The organism is Sulfitobacter dubius, from assembly GCF_900113435.1.
Lineage (GTDB): Bacteria > Pseudomonadota > Alphaproteobacteria > Rhodobacterales > Rhodobacteraceae > Sulfitobacter > Sulfitobacter dubius.
On the sequence record NZ_FOPG01000002.1, the window covers coordinates 502,010 to 520,510 of the forward strand.

14 protein-coding genes and 2 tRNA genes are annotated in these 18,501 nt (G+C 59.3%); 9 read left to right on the forward strand and 7 right to left on the reverse strand.

Translation table 11 applies throughout. The features are described from left to right. Window positions 1-61: 61 nt before the first annotated feature. Both mtaB and dapF read right to left on the reverse strand, forming a co-directional pair. Window positions 62-1,315: a tRNA (N(6)-L-threonylcarbamoyladenosine(37)-C(2))-methylthiotransferase MtaB gene (gene mtaB / locus BM229_RS11140; protein WP_093927709.1), complete on the reverse strand. Its 1,254-nt coding sequence runs from the start codon at window positions 1,313-1,315 to the stop codon at window positions 62-64. Continuing rightward, entirely contained in the window at window positions 1,312-2,145 is an 834-nt protein-coding gene (gene dapF, locus BM229_RS11145) for a diaminopimelate epimerase (RefSeq protein ID WP_093927710.1), read from the reverse strand. Before dapF ends, mtaB begins: the two co-directional genes overlap by 4 nt. Before the next feature lie 104 nt (window positions 2,146-2,249). Here dapF and BM229_RS11150 point away from each other — a divergent pair. Continuing rightward, window positions 2,250-2,325, forward strand: a tRNA-Lys gene (locus tag BM229_RS11150). 61 nt (window positions 2,326-2,386) lie between these two features. On the opposite strand, the gene BM229_RS11155 is transcribed toward BM229_RS11150, so the two are convergent. Genes BM229_RS11155 through BM229_RS11170 form a run of 4 tightly spaced genes read right to left on the reverse strand, consistent with a single transcriptional unit; the run spans window position 2,387 to window position 6,725 of the window. Beyond that, complete coding sequence (locus tag BM229_RS11155; RefSeq protein ID WP_093927711.1) at window positions 2,387-3,235, reverse strand: ABC transporter permease; 849 nt, start codon at window positions 3,233-3,235, stop codon at window positions 2,387-2,389. A 4-nt stretch (window positions 3,236-3,239) separates the two neighbouring features. Then, complete coding sequence (locus BM229_RS11160) at window positions 3,240-4,469, reverse strand: ABC transporter permease (protein ID WP_093927712.1); 1,230 nt, start codon at window positions 4,467-4,469, stop codon at window positions 3,240-3,242. A 60-nt stretch (window positions 4,470-4,529) separates the two neighbouring features. Then, on the reverse strand, window positions 4,530-5,573 hold the full coding sequence (locus tag BM229_RS11165) for an ABC transporter substrate-binding protein (RefSeq protein ID WP_093927713.1): 1,044 nt from the start codon (window positions 5,571-5,573) through the stop codon (window positions 4,530-4,532). 60 nt (window positions 5,574-5,633) lie between these two features. Continuing rightward, a complete protein-coding gene (locus tag BM229_RS11170) occupies window positions 5,634-6,725 on the reverse strand; it encodes an ABC transporter ATP-binding protein (protein ID WP_093927714.1) in 1,092 nt (363 codons plus the stop codon). A 252-nt stretch (window positions 6,726-6,977) separates the two neighbouring features. On the opposite strand from BM229_RS11170, the gene BM229_RS11175 reads away from it, so the two are divergent. The 3 genes from BM229_RS11175 to BM229_RS11185 all read left to right on the forward strand — a co-directional run bounded on the left by BM229_RS11175 (window position 6,978) and on the right by BM229_RS11185 (window position 8,876). After that, entirely contained in the window at window positions 6,978-8,060 is a 1,083-nt protein-coding gene (locus BM229_RS11175) for an NAD(P)/FAD-dependent oxidoreductase (protein ID WP_093927715.1), read from the forward strand. A 164-nt stretch (window positions 8,061-8,224) separates the two neighbouring features. Next, window positions 8,225-8,404, forward strand: a complete 180-nt coding sequence (locus BM229_RS11180; protein WP_093927716.1) for a hypothetical protein — start codon at window positions 8,225-8,227, stop codon at window positions 8,402-8,404. Window positions 8,405-8,480: 76 nt separating this feature from the next. Then, window positions 8,481-8,876, forward strand: coding sequence for a response regulator (locus BM229_RS11185; protein WP_167360237.1), 396 nt, complete (start codon window positions 8,481-8,483; stop codon window positions 8,874-8,876). A gap of 448 nt (window positions 8,877-9,324) precedes the next feature. On the opposite strand, the gene BM229_RS11190 is transcribed toward BM229_RS11185, so the two are convergent. Continuing rightward, window positions 9,325-9,410, reverse strand: a tRNA-Leu gene (locus BM229_RS11190). A 169-nt stretch (window positions 9,411-9,579) separates the two neighbouring features. Between BM229_RS11190 and BM229_RS11195 the strand changes: the two genes are divergently transcribed. The 5 genes from BM229_RS11195 (at window position 9,580) to BM229_RS11220 (ending at window position 18,497) form a co-directional block, all read left to right on the forward strand. Further along, window positions 9,580-10,566 (forward strand): complex I NDUFA9 subunit family protein, encoded by a 987-nt coding sequence (locus BM229_RS11195; RefSeq protein WP_093927718.1) that lies wholly within the window; start codon window positions 9,580-9,582, stop codon window positions 10,564-10,566. Further along, entirely contained in the window at window positions 10,566-11,372 is an 807-nt protein-coding gene (locus BM229_RS11200; RefSeq protein ID WP_093927719.1) for an undecaprenyl-diphosphate phosphatase, read from the forward strand. The genes BM229_RS11195 and BM229_RS11200 overlap by 1 nt, the downstream gene beginning before the upstream one ends. Before the next feature lie 160 nt (window positions 11,373-11,532). Further along, window positions 11,533-12,966 carry an NAD(P)-dependent oxidoreductase gene (locus tag BM229_RS11205; protein ID WP_093927720.1) on the forward strand — a complete coding sequence of 478 codons (1,434 nt, stop codon included), beginning with the start codon at window positions 11,533-11,535 and terminating at the stop codon, window positions 12,964-12,966. A 141-nt stretch (window positions 12,967-13,107) separates the two neighbouring features. Further along, window positions 13,108-17,640: a glutamate synthase large subunit gene (gene gltB / locus BM229_RS11215; protein WP_093927721.1), complete on the forward strand. Its 4,533-nt coding sequence runs from the start codon at window positions 13,108-13,110 to the stop codon at window positions 17,638-17,640. A 152-nt stretch (window positions 17,641-17,792) separates the two neighbouring features. Continuing rightward, window positions 17,793-18,497 carry an SGNH/GDSL hydrolase family protein gene (locus BM229_RS11220; protein ID WP_093927722.1) on the forward strand — a complete coding sequence of 235 codons (705 nt, stop codon included), beginning with the start codon at window positions 17,793-17,795 and terminating at the stop codon, window positions 18,495-18,497. Window positions 18,498-18,501: the final 4 nt, after the last annotated feature.

The window sequence follows — 18,501 nt, forward strand, 5'->3', positions numbered from 1 at the left end:
GGCAGCCGTTCCGACGACAGCCTCGTTCCATCGCCCCCCAGGGAGAGCGATGCCCTTCGCGCTAGGCGGTCAGCTGCGTGCCTGAAATTCCGGTGATCTCGGCCCGCACGACCTCGCCCTCGACCTGTGGCGCGGCAAAACTCACCTCGGTGAACTGCGCCGTGCGCCCCATGTGAGGGTTCTCCATCAGCACATCATGCGTTTGCCCCACCTGCGCGTCCAGATGCCGCTGCACTTGCCGCTCTCCCGCCGCGCGCAGCCGTGCCGCGCGGGTTTTGATCGCAGCACCATTCACCGCGGGCATCCGCGCCGCGGGGGTGCCGGGGCGGGCAGAGTAGGGGAAGACATGCAGCCATGTCAGGTCACATTCCTCGACCAGTTTCATCGAGTTTTCGAACATCGCTTCGGTCTCGGTCGGGAATCCGGCGATGATATCGGCACCAAAGGTCATGTCAGGCCGCAACGCCCGTGCCTCTTGAGCAAAACGGATCGCATCGTCACGCAGGTGTCGGCGCTTCATGCGCTTGAGGATCATGTCGTCGCCGTGCTGCAACGACAGGTGCAGATGCGGCATCAGGCGCGGCTCGGTGGCGATGGCCTGCATCAGGTTTTCATCCACCTCAATTGAATCGATGGAGGAAATCCGCAGCCGCGGCAGATCGGGCACCAGACGCAAGATTCGCATCACCAGATCGCCAAGCTTTGGCGTGGCGGGTAGGTCAGCGCCCCAAGAGGTCAGGTCGACCCCGGTCAGCACCACTTCGTTAAAGCCCTTGTCGACCAGCCGCTTGATCTGATCCACCACGACCCCTGCGGGGACCGAGCGCGAATTGCCGCGACCGTAAGGAATGATGCAAAAGGTGCAGCGGTGGTCGCAGCCGTTTTGCACCTGCACATAGGCGCGGCTCCGGGTGCCGAACCCGTCGATCAGATGGCCTGCTGTTTCAGTGACAGACATGATGTCGTCGACCTGCACGGCCTCGGTCTCGCCGATGAAATCGGCGGCCATACCCTGCCATGTCGCGCCCTGCATTTTTTCGGTGTTGCCGATCACGACGTCGACCTCGGGCATGGTGTTAAAGGTCTCGGGCTCGGTCTGGGCGGCGCAGCCGGTGACGATCAGCCGCGCATCGGGGTGCGCCTTGCGCAGCTTGCGGATGTCTTGGCGGGCTTTGCGCACAGCCTCGGCGGTGACGGCGCAGGTGTTGACCACCACGGCGTTCTGAAGCCCGGCCTGTTCGGCCAGTTCCTTCATTGCCTCGGTCTCATAGGCGTTGAGACGACAGCCCATGGTGCTGAAGATCGGGGCGCTCATGTCAGGCTCTCCAAAAACTCGGGGGTGAAGGTGCCGGAAAAGACATGGGTGGTCGGCCCCGTCATCCAGACGCCATCCTCGCGCCAATCGATGTGCAGCGTGCCGCCGTCGAGGTCGATACGCACGGCGCGGCCCGTCAGGCCCCGGCGCGCGGCGGCCACGGCGGTGGCGCAGGAGGACGAGCCCGAGGCCAGCGTCACCCCCACGCCTCGCTCCCAAACGCGCATGCGGATATGGTCCGGCCCGACGATTTGCGCGACCTGCACGTTGGTGCGTTCAGGGTAAAGCGGGTCATGCTCGGCGCGGGGGCCGAGATCGGAGAGGTCCACCGCCTCGGCATCATCGACGAAAAAGGTGCAATGCGGGTTGCCCATGCCGGTGGCGACGGGGTCGCCGTCAATCGGCAGGTGCAGAGTGTCTACTTCGCGCGCCAGTGGCACCTCGTCCCAATTCAACTGCGGGTGGCCCATGTTGACGGAGGTCAGGCCGCCCCCGGCGTCCTTTGCCGCCAGATCGCCCCGCGCGGTGGTCAAATGCAGCGAATCGCGGCCAGACTCGTCCATCAGGTAGCGCGCGATGCAGCGGGTGGCGTTGCCGCAGGCGGCGGAGAGGGAGCCGTCGCTGTTGTAAAACGTCAGATGCGCGTCGCCCGCGCCCTGCGTAATCACCGCAAGCTGATCGAATCCAACGCCAAATTGTCGGTGCCCGATGGCCTGCGCCATCGCCGGGGTCACGTCGATTGCCTCCGCGCGTGCGTCAAACACGACGAAGTCATTGCCTAGCCCATGCATTTTCATGAAGGGCAATCCGGGGGGCTGATCGCTGTACATTCGGGGCATATAACCCCGGCATGAAAACTAATCCAGCATCTCGCATTATTTTCGTAATAAAGGGCTTGACCCTGCCGCCCGTAATTTCTAGTTACCCGCCTAGTGGGCCGTTAGCTCAGTTGGTAGAGCAACTGACTTTTAATCAGTAGGTCGATGGTTCGAACCCATCACGGCTCACCACTCACCCTACCCGAATATGGTTGTGGATCAGGTGTTTGGTGCCGCCCGCGGGCGGTTTCGCCTATTCCTTCCCGCGCAGTCGGGCCGAGCGTCGGCGCAGCGCTTCCAGCACGAAAAGCATCGTCGCCGACAGCACCACCAGCAGCGTTGCCACCGCCAGAATCGTCGGGTTGATCTGCTCGCGCAGGCCCGAGAACATTTGCCGCGGAATCGTGCGCTGTTCGGGGCCTGCCAAGAAGAGCACCAGCACCACCTCGTCAAAGGATGTGACAAAGGCAAAAAGCCCGCCCGAGATCACGCCGGGGCGAATGAGCGGTATCACCACGTCCCAGAAGACCTTAATCGGAGAGGCGCCGAGGCTCAGCCCAGCGACAAAGAGCGAGCGATCAAAACCGCTAAGCGTGGCGGTGACGGTGATAATGACAAAGGGCACGCCAAGCGCCGCATGGGCGATGATCAACCCGGTGAAGGTGCCGACCAGATTAAACTGCGTGTAGAAAAAGAACATGCCTGCCGCGATGATGATCAGTGGCACGATCATCGGCGATAGCAACAGCGCGGTAATGACCCGTTTGAACGGCATCCAAGGCGAGGCGAGGCCGACGGCGGCCAGTGTCCCCAGAACCGTAGCGATACTGGCGGCTGCAATGCCGACAAGGAAGCTGTTGCGGATCGCGATGCGCCATTTTTGGTCGTCGACAATCTCTTGATACCAGCGCGTCGAATAGGCGTCGGGGTCGAGCGACAGCATGCCTTGGGTAAAGGTAAAGAACGGCTCGGCATTGAACGATAGCGGCATGATCACGAGGATCGGCAGCATCAGAAAGATGAGCACCAAGGCTGCCATGATGCGCAGACCATAGTGCCCCGCCTTGTGCCAGATCGTGTAATAGTCGGGCAATGGGCTCATGGCGTCATCCCAGCTTGAGGTTGTCGGTGCCGACGAAACGGTCGAACAGCCAGTAAAGGACAAGGATCAGGATCAGCAAGAGCGAGCCAAGCGCCGCTGCCAGTTCCCAGTTGTTGGACACCTGCATGTGGAAGGCAATGATGTTGGAGATCATCTGACCGTCGGTGCCGCCCACCAGCGCGGGCGTGATGTAATAGCCGACCGAGATGATGAAGACCAACAGCGCCCCGGCGGAAAGTCCCGGCAGGCTCATCGGTAGGTAGATTTTGTACCACGCGCCGATGGGGTTCGAGCCCATGGAAATTGCGGCCCGCATGAAGCTGCTGTCGATCCCGCGCATCACCGCATAGAGCGGCAGCACCATGAAGGGCAGCAAGATATGGGTCATGGCAAGGATGGTGGAAAACTCGTTGTAGAGAAGCTCGATCGGCTCATTGATTAGCCCCGCCCAGATGAGCGTGGAGTTCACCACGCCGCCCGCTTGCAGCAGCGCGATCCAAGCGGTCGTGCGCACTAGAAGCGAGGTCCAGAAGGGCAGCAGCACAAAGACCATGAGGAAGTTCGCCGTCGCGGGAGAGGCTTGGGACATGTAGAAGGCCAGCGGATAGCCGAGCAACATGGTCAGCCCGGTGATAATCAGCGCCATCTTCAGCGTCTTGGTATAGAGTTGTTTGTAGATCTGCGTGTCGCGCATGATGATCTCACCCTCGGCATCATACTCCAGATCGACGGCGGTGAGGTAATAGCTTGAGGTATAGACCTGCCCGGCGCTGCGGATCGCGCGCCATGTGGCGGGTTTGGCCCAGCGGTCATTCTCGGCCAGCAGCATCTCAGCCCCATTGGCGGCAAGCTCCGCATCATCCGCACGGCGCAGCCCGCGGGCGGTGGATTTGATCACGCTCGACATGCCCGGCAGGGCGCGGTTGATCTCATCGGCGAACCTGCCGGAGGTGCGGTTGCCCGCCATGCGCTTCATGTCGATGGCCATTCGCGTGACCACAGCCGGATCGGGCAGGGTTTCACCGTCCCAGTCCTCCAGCATGGTCAGCGTCTCAGGCACCAGTTCTGCGACGGTCGGGTTATAGACACTGCGGAACAGCATCGTGGTGATCGGCGCGACAAAGGCGAAAAGGATGAAGAGTAGCAGCGGCACCACGAAAAGAAACGCCTGCAGGCGGCGTCTGCGCATTTGGCGACGGGCGTTGGCGGCGTCTTGGGAACTGAGGCTGGACACGCGGTTACTCTTCTATAGGGATTGGGTTCCCCGCGCCCGGTCAGGCGCGGGGCAGGGTGCTTATTGCAGCAGCCATTCGTTGAACTTCTCGCCCAACGTCTCACCATAGTCGGCCCAGAAGATGCCATCGGCTTTGACGCCTTCGTCAAGATGCGCGGTGGGCAGGTCTTGCTTCACGTCCTCGGGCAGCAGCGCTTGGGCAGAGGCGCGGGTCGGACCATAGGCTACGTCCTGCATGCCCGACAGCGGCACGGTGCCGGTGGCGAATTTGATGAACTCCATCGCCTCTTCTTTCTTCTCGGTGCCCTTCATGATGGCCCAAACGTCAAGGTCATAGATGTGGCTGTCCCAGACGATCTCGAAGGGTGCGCCATCGTCCTTGATCGCGGCAAAGATACGACCGTTGGCGGATTGCACCATGGTGGCACCGCCGTCGTTCAGCAGAACGGGGGCCTGAGACCAGCTGTCGTACCAAGTGATCTCGTCTTTGATGGTGTCGAGCTTGGCAAAGGCTTGGGCTTGGCCTTCGGGGGTGGCGAGCACTTCATAGACCTCTTCCGGGGCGACGCCATCGGCCAGCAGTGCCCATTCCATGTTCACTTGGGGCCGTTTGCGCAGGCCGCGTTTGCCGGGGAACTTCTCGGTGTCAAAGAAGTCTTCGATGGTCTGGGGCCCTTCGCCGTTTTCGGTGTTCACCGCAAAGACGACGGACCAAACGATGTTGCCGACGCCGCATTCATTGGCCAGCGCATCTTCGATGAAGTCATCCGCCGCTGCGGTGCCATCGTCGCCCTCGGGCAGAACGGATTGGTCGATCACTTCCAGATAGCCCTCGGCACAGGCGCGTTCGAGGTCGATCACTTCGATGTCGACGACATCCCACAGGATGTTGCCCGCTTCGACCTGCGCTTTCATCTCGGCCACGCCGCCGCCGTAGTCTTCGAACAGGACGTTGGTGCCGGATTCCTTCATGTAGGGTTCAATCATGTGCTCCATCTGTGCCGCGCCATAGGCGCCGCCAAAAGATGTCACTGTCAGATCCTGGGCCAGAACAGGGCTGGCAAGCAGCGCCGTCGTGGCCAGATACGTCAGATGTTTCTTCATCAAGTCTCTCCTTGTTGTGTCCAGGTCTTTTGCGGGGCCCCGGTTTGCCCCCGGTCGCCCTTAATTGGCAAAGGCGATGCAATCTTTCGTCAGGGACAACAGCTGCGCCGTCGCGCCGTCTTCGAACTCGGGCGCGGACAGGTCATTGAGCACTTTGACGATAATGTCGGTGCCGTCGGGTAGGCGGAAATAATAGCGGATGAAATCGCCCACATAGATCCGCGTGACAAAGGTCGCCGTCAGCGCGTTGTCATGCGCATGGGTCGTGGGATGGATGAACAGTTTCTCGGGCCGGATGGAGACGCGGCATTGCGCGCCCTCGGTCAGCCCTTCGGAGGTTTGCGTGGTGATGGTGCCGGTGTCTGTCTCGACCTTGGCGAGGTCGCCTTCGATTTGGCTGACCTTGCCCTGCACAAAGTTATTCTCACCAATGAACTCAGCGACGAAGGCATTGACCGGGCGCTCATACAGTTCTGCCGGGGGCGCACATTGCTGCACGACGCCGTCGTTGAAGACAGCGATCCGGTCGGACATCGAGAGTGCTTCGGTCTGGTCGTGGGTGACATAGATCACGGTAAAGCCGATTTGCTTATGCAGGCGGGTGATCTCGAACTGCATCTGTTCGCGCAGGTTCTTGTCGAGCGCACCCAAAGGTTCGTCCATCAGGATCAGCGTCGGCTGGAAGATCATCGCGCGGGCCAGTGCCACGCGCTGCCGCTGACCGCCCGACAGTTGGCCGGGGCGGCGGTCGCCGAAGGCCGAAAGTTCGACCAATGCCAGATACTCCGCCACGCGCTCTTTGATATCCGCCTTGGACATTTTGCGCACAGCCAGCGGATAGGCGAGGTTTTCGGCCACCGTCATATGCGGGAATAGCGCGTAGTTCTGGAACACCATGCCGATATTGCGCTTGTTCGGCGCGGTCTTGTTGATCGATTTGCCGTTGATGGCGATATCGCCCGAAGTGACGCTCTCAAACCCCGCCAGCATCATCAGAACGGTGGTTTTGCCCGACCCGGAGGGGCCAAGAAGGGTGATGAACTCTCCCTCCTGCACATCCATGTCGAAGCCTTTAACGACGAGGTTTTCCTGATCGTAGCTCTTCTTGACGTTATCAAAACGCAGAAAAGTCTCTGCTTTGGTGTCTTTCATTGTGCCGCGGCTCTCCCTGTCGCTGGGGGGAGTTAATCAGGTGCGATGATTCTAAACAATATGTTGTATCGCTTAAGAGAATCGCCTCGCCTTTGCCGGGCTTATCTGGCGGGCATGTGACTGCTTTTGTGGCAGCGGAAACTGTTTTCAGGGGGCAGAGCGGGAAATCTTTTAAAGAGTGCCTATCTTAGGTAGCTGACCGCATGGGTACATGGCCCGGAAACCTGACATCACCAGAAGGAGACAGCACCGATGGGCAAACGTATCGCAATCATAGGTGGCGGATATGTGGGCGCTGAGCTCGCCAAGACGATGGATGACATAGCCGATGTCACGCTGATCGAACAGCGCAGCCATTTTGTGCATGCGCCAGCGATGATCCGTGCCTTGGTTCAGCCCGGTTTGGTCGAAGAGGCGCTGATCCCTTATGACCGATTGCTAAAGCGCGGCCGGGTGGTTGAGGCGCGGGCAACGGGCGTTGATGGGAATGGGGTCACGTTAGATGATGGCGCGCGGATTGACGCGGATTATATCGTTGTCGCCACCGGTTCGGATTATGCGGCTCCGTTCAAGCCTAAGGGCGCTGACATTGAGGGGATGCGCACGGCAAACCAAGCGGCGCGGGAAAAGCTGGTGTCGGCTAAGACCATCGGCATTATCGGCGCCGGGGCTGTGGGCGTCGAGCTTGCAGGCGAAATTGCCTATGCAATGCCAGACAAAAAGATCACCCTAATCACGATGGACGACAAGCTTTTTGCGGCGAAGCCCGATAGCCTTGGAACATCGCTCAGCAAGAAATTGAAAGCCAGTGGTGTGGAGATCATCCTTGGCGAAAAGGCCGAAGGGCTTGCATCAAAAACAGAGCCGCATGCGGGGAGTGTGACCCTCGGCGATGGGACGCAGCGAGTATTTGACCTGATCTTTCCTGTCCTTGGTGCGCGGGCCTGTTCTGACCTGCTTAAAAACCTGCCCGGCGCAGAGGTGACCGCTGCTGAGCGGATCAAAACCGATGACTATATGCGGCCCTCCTCGCTGCCCAATGTCTTTGCCGCCGGGGACGTTGCGAACCCCGGTGACAATATGACCATCGTTGCGGTTAGCCGTCAGTTGCCGTGGTTGAAAAAGACGCTGACCGGGCTGATCACGGGTCGCAAGCTGGTAGAAATGAAGACCTACCGCCCATGGGGCCCCGAAGCGCCGATCCTGCTGCCCTTGGGGCCCAAACGCGGCAACAGCTTTTTGATGCTATTCACCGTGGGCGACTGGGTCACGCAAAAGATGAAAGGCGCGCATCTTTTTGTGTCGAAGTACGAAAAACTGCTGAACCGTCCCTGACTGATGCGGTCAGTCCTCTGCGCAAATGCGCGGGGTGCTGACCTGACACGGTCCTTTCAGGGGCTGCTCATATACCAAAGAGTAGTGTTCTTATGCCAACGCCAGCAGGCATCGGGCAGCAACTTGTGTGAAGGTTGAGGTAATTCAACTCAGGAGCACAAGCCATGACTATCCAGTTCGACAGCACCCGCGAAGCTATTCAAAACGCCACAAAGATTGCGCCTATCATGGCCTGTGTCAGCATGGGGAAATTTGCCACGGCTCAGGGTGAGCTTGTCTGGCAAAAGGGCGATATCGCTTGCGTGCGTGCGTCGTCAGCCATGTTCGTCGGTAAACGCATCTGAAGGTTCACTCCAAATTAGCTCTTATACATATACTGAGTACCTCGGGATGTAGTCGTAAATGTCGAGGGCGGGTGAAATGAGCTGGAATGTTATCATTGTCGATGATTCTGATATAGCGCGGCAGGTGATTCAGGCGTCTCTCGCCGAAGTTGGGTTTACATGTGTGGCGGAATACGGATGTCCGGCCCGTGCTTTGGATGATCTGAGAAAACAGCGCATCGCGACGGATATCATCACCACTGATTTCATGATGCCGGCGATGGACGGGCTTGAATTTTGTAGCAGTGTTCGGAGGTTGTCGTTCTATCAGGGGGTCCCTGTCGTAATGATCTCTACCCGGAAAAATGATGATCTGTTGCGACGTGCCTTGGCGGCAGGTGCAAGCGACTGTTTGAAAAAACCCTTTAGTTTGGAAGAACTCGAAACACGGTTGCAGCTATGTATGCAGAAGGCGAGGCACGCGCATCAATAACGCGCAATCGGGGTATGAGAGATAGCTGAACTGCGTAGCGTTTTGCCTTTAGGGTCGCGGCAAAATCTCCCTTGCCGCGCTTGCGACAAGCTCCTGCCTGCCCGAACCGATAGTCGTGCGCATATGTGCAAGGCGGGCCGTCGATTGTGGTGCTTTGCTGTCGGCGATTGCGGTTCCGATTATCGCGGAGGGAAAGCCTATCGATGCGGTGGACCTCATTTAGAATTCAGGTGAGCAAAGCTTGGACGCGGTGGTGATTAATCACCTTTCTAGACTTCGGACGGCAGGTGAACTGATCGGCAATGCATACGCGTCCGAGCAATGCGATTCTCCTTAAAGGGGCATCATAACCGCGGCCCCCATAGGGAGTGAGTTTGTGTGATAGCTGTTGGATATGAAAACAAAAACCCCTCGAAAACCGAAGTTTTCGAGGGGTTTTTGTTGATATTGGTGCCCAGGAGAGGACTCGAACCTCCACACCGTTGCCAGTACTAGCACCTGAAGCTAGCGCGTCTACCATTCCGCCACCTGGGCACGTATCGTGTGGGGTGCTCTAAGGCTCGGCTGGGTGACTGTCAATCGCAATTTGGGCGAAAACCTTAAAATCCTCCGCGATGGCTGCTGCGCATTGGGGTTTGGTCTTGTGACAGGGGCGGCGCGCAGGTACATCCTGTGAAAGAATTTGATCTACAGGAGCGGCAAAATGTCTAAGCTGGTCACGATTTATGGCGGTTCGGGGTTTGTCGGACGCTATATCGCGTATCGCATGGCCAGAGCTGGCTGGCGGGTGCGGGTGGCGGTGCGTCATCCCAACGAGGCGCTCTTTGTGCGCACCTATGGTGTGGTCGGCCAAGTCGAGCCGATTCTGTGCAACGTTCGCGACGATGGCTCTGTGCGCGATGCGCTGCGCGGGGCCGATGCGGTAGTGAACTGCGTGGGTATTCTGGTTGAGACCGGCAAAAACGGTTTTGACGCCGTGCAGTCCGAAGGGGCAGAGCGCATCGCGCGTATGGCCGCGGGTGAAGGCGTTGATCGCTTTGTTCAAGTCTCCGCCATCGGCGCGGATATGGAGGTCGACAGTGACTACGCCCGTACAAAGGGCGAAGGCGAGGCGGCGGTGCTCAAGCATATGCCCGATGCTGTGATCCTGCGCCCATCAATCATGTTCGGGCCGGAGGATGAGTTCTTTAACCGCTTTGCAGGTATGACCCGCACCGGGCCAATCCTGCCTGTTGCCGGTGCTTCGACCCGCTTTCAGCCTGTCTTTGTCGACGATGTTGCCAAGGCTGCCGAAAAGGCGCTTGAGGGGCAAGCCGCATCGGGCGTCTATGAATTGGGCGGGCCGGACGTGGATACGTTCCGTGGCTTGATGCAGCGGATGCTTAAAGTGATTCACCGTCGACGCTTGGTGCTGAACATGCCGTGGTTCGTCGCCAAGATGGTGGCCTTTGGTTTCGACATGCTGCAATCGGCCACCTTTGGGCTGTTTACCAATAAGATGCTGACCCGCGATCAGGTCAAAAACCTGCGCAATGATAACGTCGTGGCCGAGGATGCGCGCGGCTTTGCCGAGCTTGGCATCACCCCAATGGCGATGGATGCGGTACTGCCTGACTATCTGTGGCGCTTCCGGCCTTCCGGGCAATATGACGCGATCAAAGCTTCGGCGCGTAATCTCCGGCAGGGATAATGGAAAACTCGACTACTCTGATCGCCGCCTTTCTGGGTTTGCTAGAGGGGCTGACAGAGTTCATCCCCGTATCGTCGACTGGGCATCTTTTGTTGGCCGGGCATTTCTTGGGTTTCCACAGTGCCGGGCGGTCCTTTGAGGTTGTCATTCAATTGGGCGCGGTTCTGGCAATCCTAACGGTTTACTCAGCACGGCTTTGGGCCGTGTTTTCGGCGACACCACATGATCCCCAAGCGCGACGTTTTGTTTGGTCGGTGCTTTTGGCCTTTCTGCCTGCGGTCGTGATTGGCGTCATGGCGCATGAGTTTATCAAAACGGTCCTTTTTGAAACGCCGCTGCTCATTGCCATCATGCTGGTGCTGGGCGGGGTGGTCCTTTTAGTTGTTGACCGTATTGCGCCCGCGCCCACCTATTCTGACGCAACTAAATTTCCGCTTTCGATGGCCTTTAAAATTGGGGTGATCCAATGCCTCGCTATGATCCCCGGCACCTCACGCTCGGGCGCGACGATCGTCGGGGCGTTGTTGTTAGGGTCGAGCAAGCGCGCGGCGGCGGAATTTTCGTTCTTCTTGTCGATGCCGACCATGGCGGGTGCCTTTGCCTATGACATCTATAAGAACCGCGATGTGCTGGATGCCTCGGCCATGGGAGAGATCGCGGTTGGTTTTACGATGGCCTTCATCTCTGCCGTGATCGTGGTGCGTTGGGTGCTCGACTACGTGAGCCGCTATGGCTACGCGCTGTTCGGTTGGTGGCGAATCTTTGTGGGTGGGATCGTTATTGTTGCGCTCTATGCGGGTTTATAAGCCTATAGGTCCGAATCGGACTTTAATTTATGCATAAAAATCATGTCCGGGCAGTTCATTTGGCCGGAAAGAAGTAAATAGGTCAGCACTGCTGTCTTTTATTTATTTTTGAGCTCTTGTATTTGGGCCTTCTGACGGAATTTGTCGAAGGGACGGGTATATGGCGAAGCAGGTTATGCTGAAATTTACGGATGTGGCGCGGGACATGCCTGAGAAGCGTCCGCCCAACCTGCGCCGAACAGATTTCGACGAGATCTATGCCGAATACGCTGACCGCAAAGCCGCCGAGCAATCAAGCCGGTGCAGCCAATGCGGTGTGCCTTATTGTCAGACCCATTGCCCGCTGCATAACAACATCCCCGACTGGCTGCGCCTAACCGCCGAAGGCCGGTTGGAAGAAGCCTATGAGATAAGCCAGGCGACAAACACCTTCCCCGAGATCTGTGGCCGTATCTGCCCCCAAGACCGTCTGTGCGAAGGCAACTGTGTGATTGAGCAGTCAGGCCACGGCACTGTGACCATCGGCTCGATCGAGAAGTACATCACTGACACCGCTTGGGAGAAAGGCTGGGTCAAACCCGCCGCCCCGCGTGAGGAACGTCAGGAAAGTGTCGGCATCATCGGGGCTGGCCCCGGCGGTTTGGCCGCAGCTGATATGCTGCGCCGTGCCGGTGTGCAGGTTACGATCTATGACCGCTATGATCGCGCGGGCGGGTTGCTGACCTACGGTATCCCCGGTTTTAAGCTTGAGAAAGACGTGGTAGAGCGCCGCAATGCGCAACTGGTCGATGGCGGCGTGACCTTTGAATTGAACTGCGACGTAGGCCGCGACATCAGCTTTGGCGCGATCCGTGGCAAACATGACGCAGTGATCATCGCCACTGGCGTCTATAAAACGCGCGAGATCGAAGCCCCCGGCGTAGGTGGCTTTGGCGTAGAGCGGGCGATTGATTTTCTGACCGCTTCCAACCGCAAAAGCTTTGGCGACACGGTTGAAGAATTCGAGAATGGCCGCCTGAATGCTGCTGGCAAAAAGGTTGTCGTGATTGGCGGCGGCGACACGGCGATGGACTGCGTGCGCACCTCGATCCGTCAGGGTGCGGAGAGCGTCAAATGTCTCTACCGCCGTGACCGGGCCAATATGCCGGGCAGCCAGCGCGAAGTGCAAAACGCCGAGGAAGAAGGCGTGATTTTCGAATGGCTCAGCGCGCCTAAAGGTTTTGTCGGTGATCCGGTGACCGGGGTCATGGTGCAAAAAATGCGCCTTGGTGCGCCCGATGTGACGGGCCGTCAGGCACCCGAAGTCATCGAAGGGGCCGACTACGTCGAAGACGCCGATCTGGTGATCATGGCTCTGGGCTTTGAACCCGAAGACCTGCCGGAGCTGTGGGATGAGCCGGACCTGCCGGTCAACCGCTGGGGGACGATCAAGGCGGATTACGTCACCGGGGCCACCGCGCTGGAAGGCGTTTATGCCGTGGGTGACATTGTGCGCGGCGCAAGCTTGGTGGTGTGGGCGATTAAAGACGGTCGCGATTGCGCCGAAGCGATCCTGAATGATTTCAATGGGGTGCAGCGCATCGCCGCAGAATAAGCGACGGCGCGGGCTGCTGCCCAAACCCGAGATTTACATAGATGCGAAACCCGCAGGTCATGACTTTGCCGGGACGCAAGAAACCAAAACCAAGGCCGAAGTCACAGCAGGATTTGCGGCATTTGTGGAAGGAACCAAGCCATGACCAAATATGATGACGCCTGGGTAGCCCGCGAAGAAGCCAAACGGGCGATGATGGCCGAAAAGGGTATGTATAGCTTCGAAGAGGAACATTCCTCTTGCGGTGTTGGGCTGGTGGTTAACATCAACGGCGAAAAGACCCGCGAAGTTGTCTTGAACGGGATCAACGCGTTAAAGGCGATCTGGCACCGTGGCGCGGTAGACGCTGATGGGATGACCGGCGATGGCGCGGGCATTCACCTGCAGATCCCCGTGCCGTTCTTTTACGATCAGGTGCGCCGCACCGGCCATACTCCGCGCGAGAATGAATTGATTGCCGTGGGACAGGTGTTCCTGCCGCGCACCAACTTTGCCGCACAAGAGACATGCCGGACCATCGTGGAAACCGAAGTGCTGCGTATGGGCTATTACATCTACGGCTGGCGCCATGTACCGGTTGATATCTCGGTGCTGGGCGATAAGGCCAATGCGACACGCCCCGAGATTGAGCAAATCCTGATCTCAAACGCCAAGGGCGTGGATGAAGAGACATTCGAGCGTGAGCTATACGTGATCCGCCGCCGGATTGAGAAAGCCGCCATCGCCGCGCAGGTGCCGCAGATGTACATCGCGTCGATGTCCTGCCGCAGCATCATCTACAAGGGCATGATGCTGGCCGAACAGGTGGCCGAATTCTATCCCGACCTGAAAGATGATAAGTTCATCAGCGCCTTTGCGATCTATCACCAGCGCTATTCGACGAACACGTTCCCGCAGTGGTGGTTGGCGCAGCCCTTCCGCATGTTGGCGCATAACGGCGAAATTAACACGCTGAAAGGCAACACCAACTGGATGAAGAGCCACGAAATCCGCATGGCATCTTCGACCTTTGGTGACATGGCCGAAGATATCAAACCGATTGTCGCAGCCGGGTCGAGCGACTCTGCCGCCTTGGATTCGGTGTTTGAGGTATTGGTGCGCGCAGGCCGCTCTGCGCCGATGGCCAAGACGATGCTGGTGCCCGAGTCGTGGTCCAAACTGGCCGTGGAGCTGCCCCAAGCGTGGCGCGACATGTATTCCTACTGCAACTCGGTGATGGAACCATGGGACGGCCCAGCCGCGCTGGCGATGACCGATGGGCGTTGGGTTTGTGCCGGGCTTGACCGGAACGGTCTGCGTCCGATGCGCTATGTGGTGACTTCGGACGGTATGCTGATCGCGGGCTCCGAAGCTGGTATGGTGCCGTTGGACGAGGCGCGGGTTGTCGCCAAGGGCGCGCTTGGGCCAGGGCAGATGATCGCCGTGGATATGACTGAGGGCAAGCTGTTCCACGATACTGAAATTAAAAACAAGCTCTCGGGCAACCAGCCCTTTGGCGATTGGGTTGGCAAAATCCATGAGTTGGATGACGTGCTGAGCGCGGTCACTGAAAAGCCGCTCTTTGAGGGCAATGACCTGCGCCGTCGTCAGGTTGCGGCGGGTTATACCATCGAAGAGTTGGAGCAGATCCTCGCGCCGATGGCCGAGGACGGTAAAGAGACGCTGGCGTCGATGGGTGATGACACGCCCTCGGCTGTTCTGAGCGGGCAATACCGCCCCCTCAGCCACTTCTTCCGCCAGAACTTTAGCCAAGTCACCAACCCGCCGATTGATAGCTTGCGCGAATTCCGGGTGATGAGCCTTAAGACCCGTTTCGGGAACCTAAAGAACGTGCTGGACGAAGACAGCAGCCAGACCGAGATTCTGGTGCTCGACAGCCCCTTTGTCGGCAACGCTCAGTTCGAAGAACTGATGTCGCAGTTTAAGGTTCACACCGTCACCATTGATTGTACCTTTGAGGCGGGCAGCAGTAACCTGAGCGCCGGGCTGGCGCGCATTCGGGCCGAGGCCGAGGATGCAGTACGCTCTGGCGCGGGGCATTTGGTGCTGACCGATCAGTACAGCGACGCAGACAAAGTCGCGATGCCGATGATCCTTGCCACCAGTGCGGTGCACAGCCATTTGGTGCGCAAAGGCTTGCGAACCTTTACGTCGCTGAACGTGCGCGCGGCGGAATGTGTTGATCCGCATTACTTTGCCGTGTTGGTGGGTTGCGGTGCGACCGTCGTGAATGCCTATCTGGCCGAGGATTCCTTGGCCGACCGTATCGGGCGCGGCCTGCTGGATATGACGTTGACGCAAGCGGTGCAGAAGTACCGCGAGGCGATTGACCAAGGCCTGCTCAAGATCATGGCAAAGATGGGGATCAGCGTGATCTCCTCCTACCGTGGTGGTTTGAACTTTGAAGCCGTAGGCCTGAGCCGTGCCATGTGCGCGGAGTATTTCCCCGGCATGACCAGCCGCATCAGCGGCATCGGCGTCGTAGGCATTCAACGCAAAGCCGAAGAAGTCCACGCACGTGGTTGGCAGGGTGATGGCGTTGTCATGCCTATTGGCGGCTTTTACAAGCAGCGCAAAACTGGCGAGAAACATGCGTGGGAAGCCAGCAGCATGCATATGTTGCAAATGGCCTGCAACCGCGCCTCTTATCAGATGTGGCAGCAGTATTCGAAGAAGATGCAGAGCAACCCGCCGATCCATCTGCGCGATCTGCTCGACATCAAGCCGCGCGGCAATCCTGTGCCGTTGGAAGAGGTGGAAAGCATCACCTCGATCCGCAAGCGGTTCGTAACGCCGGGCATGTCGCTGGGAGCGCTGTCGCCCGAGGCGCATAAAACGCTGAACGTGGCGATGAACCGCATCGGTGCGAAGTCCGACAGCGGCGAGGGCGGCGAAGATCCGGCGCATTTCGTGCCTGAGGCCAATGGTGACAATCCGTCAGCCAAGATCAAACAGGTGGCCTCCGGGCGCTTTGGTGTGACGGCGGAGTATCTGAACCAGTGCGAAGAGTTGGAGATCAAGGTCGCACAGGGTGCCAAGCCCGGTGAGGGTGGCCAGCTTCCGGGCATGAAGGTTACCGACCTGATCGCGCGGCTGCGGCATTCAACCAAGGGCGTGACGCTGATCTCGCCCCCGCCGCACCATGACATTTACTCGATCGAAGACCTTGCGCAGCTGATCTATGACCTCAAGCAGATCAACCCGCGCTGTAAGGTGACAGTGAAACTGGTGGCGTCTTCGGGCGTTGGCACGATTGCCGCCGGGGTGGCCAAGGCCAAGGCCGATATCATCCTGATCTCGGGCCATAACGGTGGCACCGGGGCCTCGCCTGCGACCTCGATCAAATATGCGGGTCTGCCGTGGGAGATGGGCCTGACCGAGGCGCATCAGGTCCTGTCGATGAACAACCTGCGCGACCGGGTGACATTGCGCACCGATGGCGGGCTGCGCACCGGGCGCGACATCGTCATGGCGGCGATGATGGGGGCCGAGGAATACGGCATCGGCACCGCTGCGCTGATCGCCATGGGCTGCATCATGGTCCGCCAGTGCCAGTCGAACACCTGCCCCGTGGGCGTCTGTACCCAAGACGAAGCGCTGCGCGGCAAGTTCACCGGCAATGCGGACAAAGTGGTGAACCTGATTACCTTCTACGCCACCGAAGTGCGCGAGATTCTGGCCAGCATCGGGGCGCGCAGCCTTGATGAAGTCATCGGCCGCGCGGACCTGTTGACGCAGGTCAGCCGAGGTTCGGCGCATTTGGATGATCTGGACCTCAACCCGCTGTTGATCACCGTCGATGGCGCACATGAGAACGTCTATGACCGCGACAAACCGCGTCAGGTGGTGCTTGATACGCTTGATGCGCAGATCGTCCGGGATGCCGCGCGGTTCTTGGAAGACGGCGAGAAGATGCAGCTCTCCTATGCGGTGCAAAACACGCATCGGACCGTGGGCACGCGGGTCAGCAGCCATATTGTCAAGCGGTTCGGGATGCGCAATTCCTTGCAGCCGGACCACCTGACGGTGAAGCTGACCGGTTCGGCTGGGCAGTCGCTCGGTGCCTTTGCCGCGCCGGGGCTGAAGCTCGAAGTTTCGGGCGATGCCAACGACTATGTCGGCAAGGGTCTGTCCGGCGGCACGATTGTGGTGCGACCTTCGATGGCGAGCCCGGTGGTGGCGTCCGAGAACACGATCATCGGCAACACGGTGCTTTATGGTGCGACGGCGGGCTATCTCTTTGCCGCTGGCCGCGCGGGCGAGCGTTTTGCCGTGCGCAACTCAGGCGCGCATGTTGTGATCGAAGGCTGTGGCAGCAACGGTTGTGAATATATGACCGGCGGTGTGGCGGTCATCCTTGGTGAGATCGGCGCGAACTTTGCCGCCGGGATGACCGGGGGGATGGCCTATTTGTATGATCCCGAAGGGCTTGCACCGAAGCTGATGAATGCCGAAACCATTGTGACCTGTGCGGTCACTGTAGAGCATTGGCTGAATCAGTTGCATGGATTGATTGAGCGTCATGTAGCGGAGACCAACAGCCGCAAGGGCGCGGATATCCTCCAGCATTGGGACACGGAGAAGCACAACTTCCTGCAGGTCTGCCCGAAGGAGATGTTGGTGCATCTGCCCGCGCCGCTGTCGGTGGAAGAGGCGGCAGTTCCAGCGGAGTAAGTTATCCCCCGCGCGGCTTCGGTCGCGCGGGAGGGTCATCGCCAGCCCGCCGGGACGGGCAGGCGATGGCCCGGCGCCTGCGGCTTGATTCCGGGCTGGGGTGGTATTCAAAAGTGTCTGCGCTACCTCTGCCTCTCCACGGGAGGCAGATCATGCGAAGAATTCTAGCGGTATTGCTGATAATCACAGGCCTAAGCGCCTGCACCGACACCGCACCGCGTGGCGGAGGCGATATCCTCGTGCTGGGCGATTCCATCATGGCGTGGAATGGAGGCCGCTCGATACCCGATGTCATTGCCAACCAAACGCGCCGCAGCGTCACCAGCCGTGCCGTGCCCGGCGCGCAGTTCGACAATGGCTCGACCATCGCCTCTGCCGTTGGCTTTGACATCCAGCAGCAGTTCCCCGGCGGGCGCTGGAACTGGGTGGTGGTGAATGGCGGTGCCAACGATCTGAGCGCCGATTGCGGCTGCGGGGCCTGCGGGGCCTCGGTGAATGCGCTGATCGCACCTGACGGCCAAAGCGGCAGCATCCCCGCCTTCCTGCAACGCCTTCGTGCCCAAACCGGGGCGCAGGTCATGTGGATGGGCTATTACGCAGGCTCCGGCTCGGGCTCCTTTGCCGGATGCCGCGATGATCTGGTCGAAATCGAATCCCGCATCGCCACTTTCGCCGCAGGCCGCCCGGGGATCCATTTCGTCGATTCCGAAGACGTGATCGACCGGGGGGACCGCGGGCTTTTTGCCGGGGACAACGTGCATCCCTCCGCCCGTGGCTCCGCCCAGATCGGTGCCTATCTCGCGCAAGAGATCACCGCGCGTGAGAAAAGTTCACAAATCCCTGCGAGCAGCCTATAGCTAA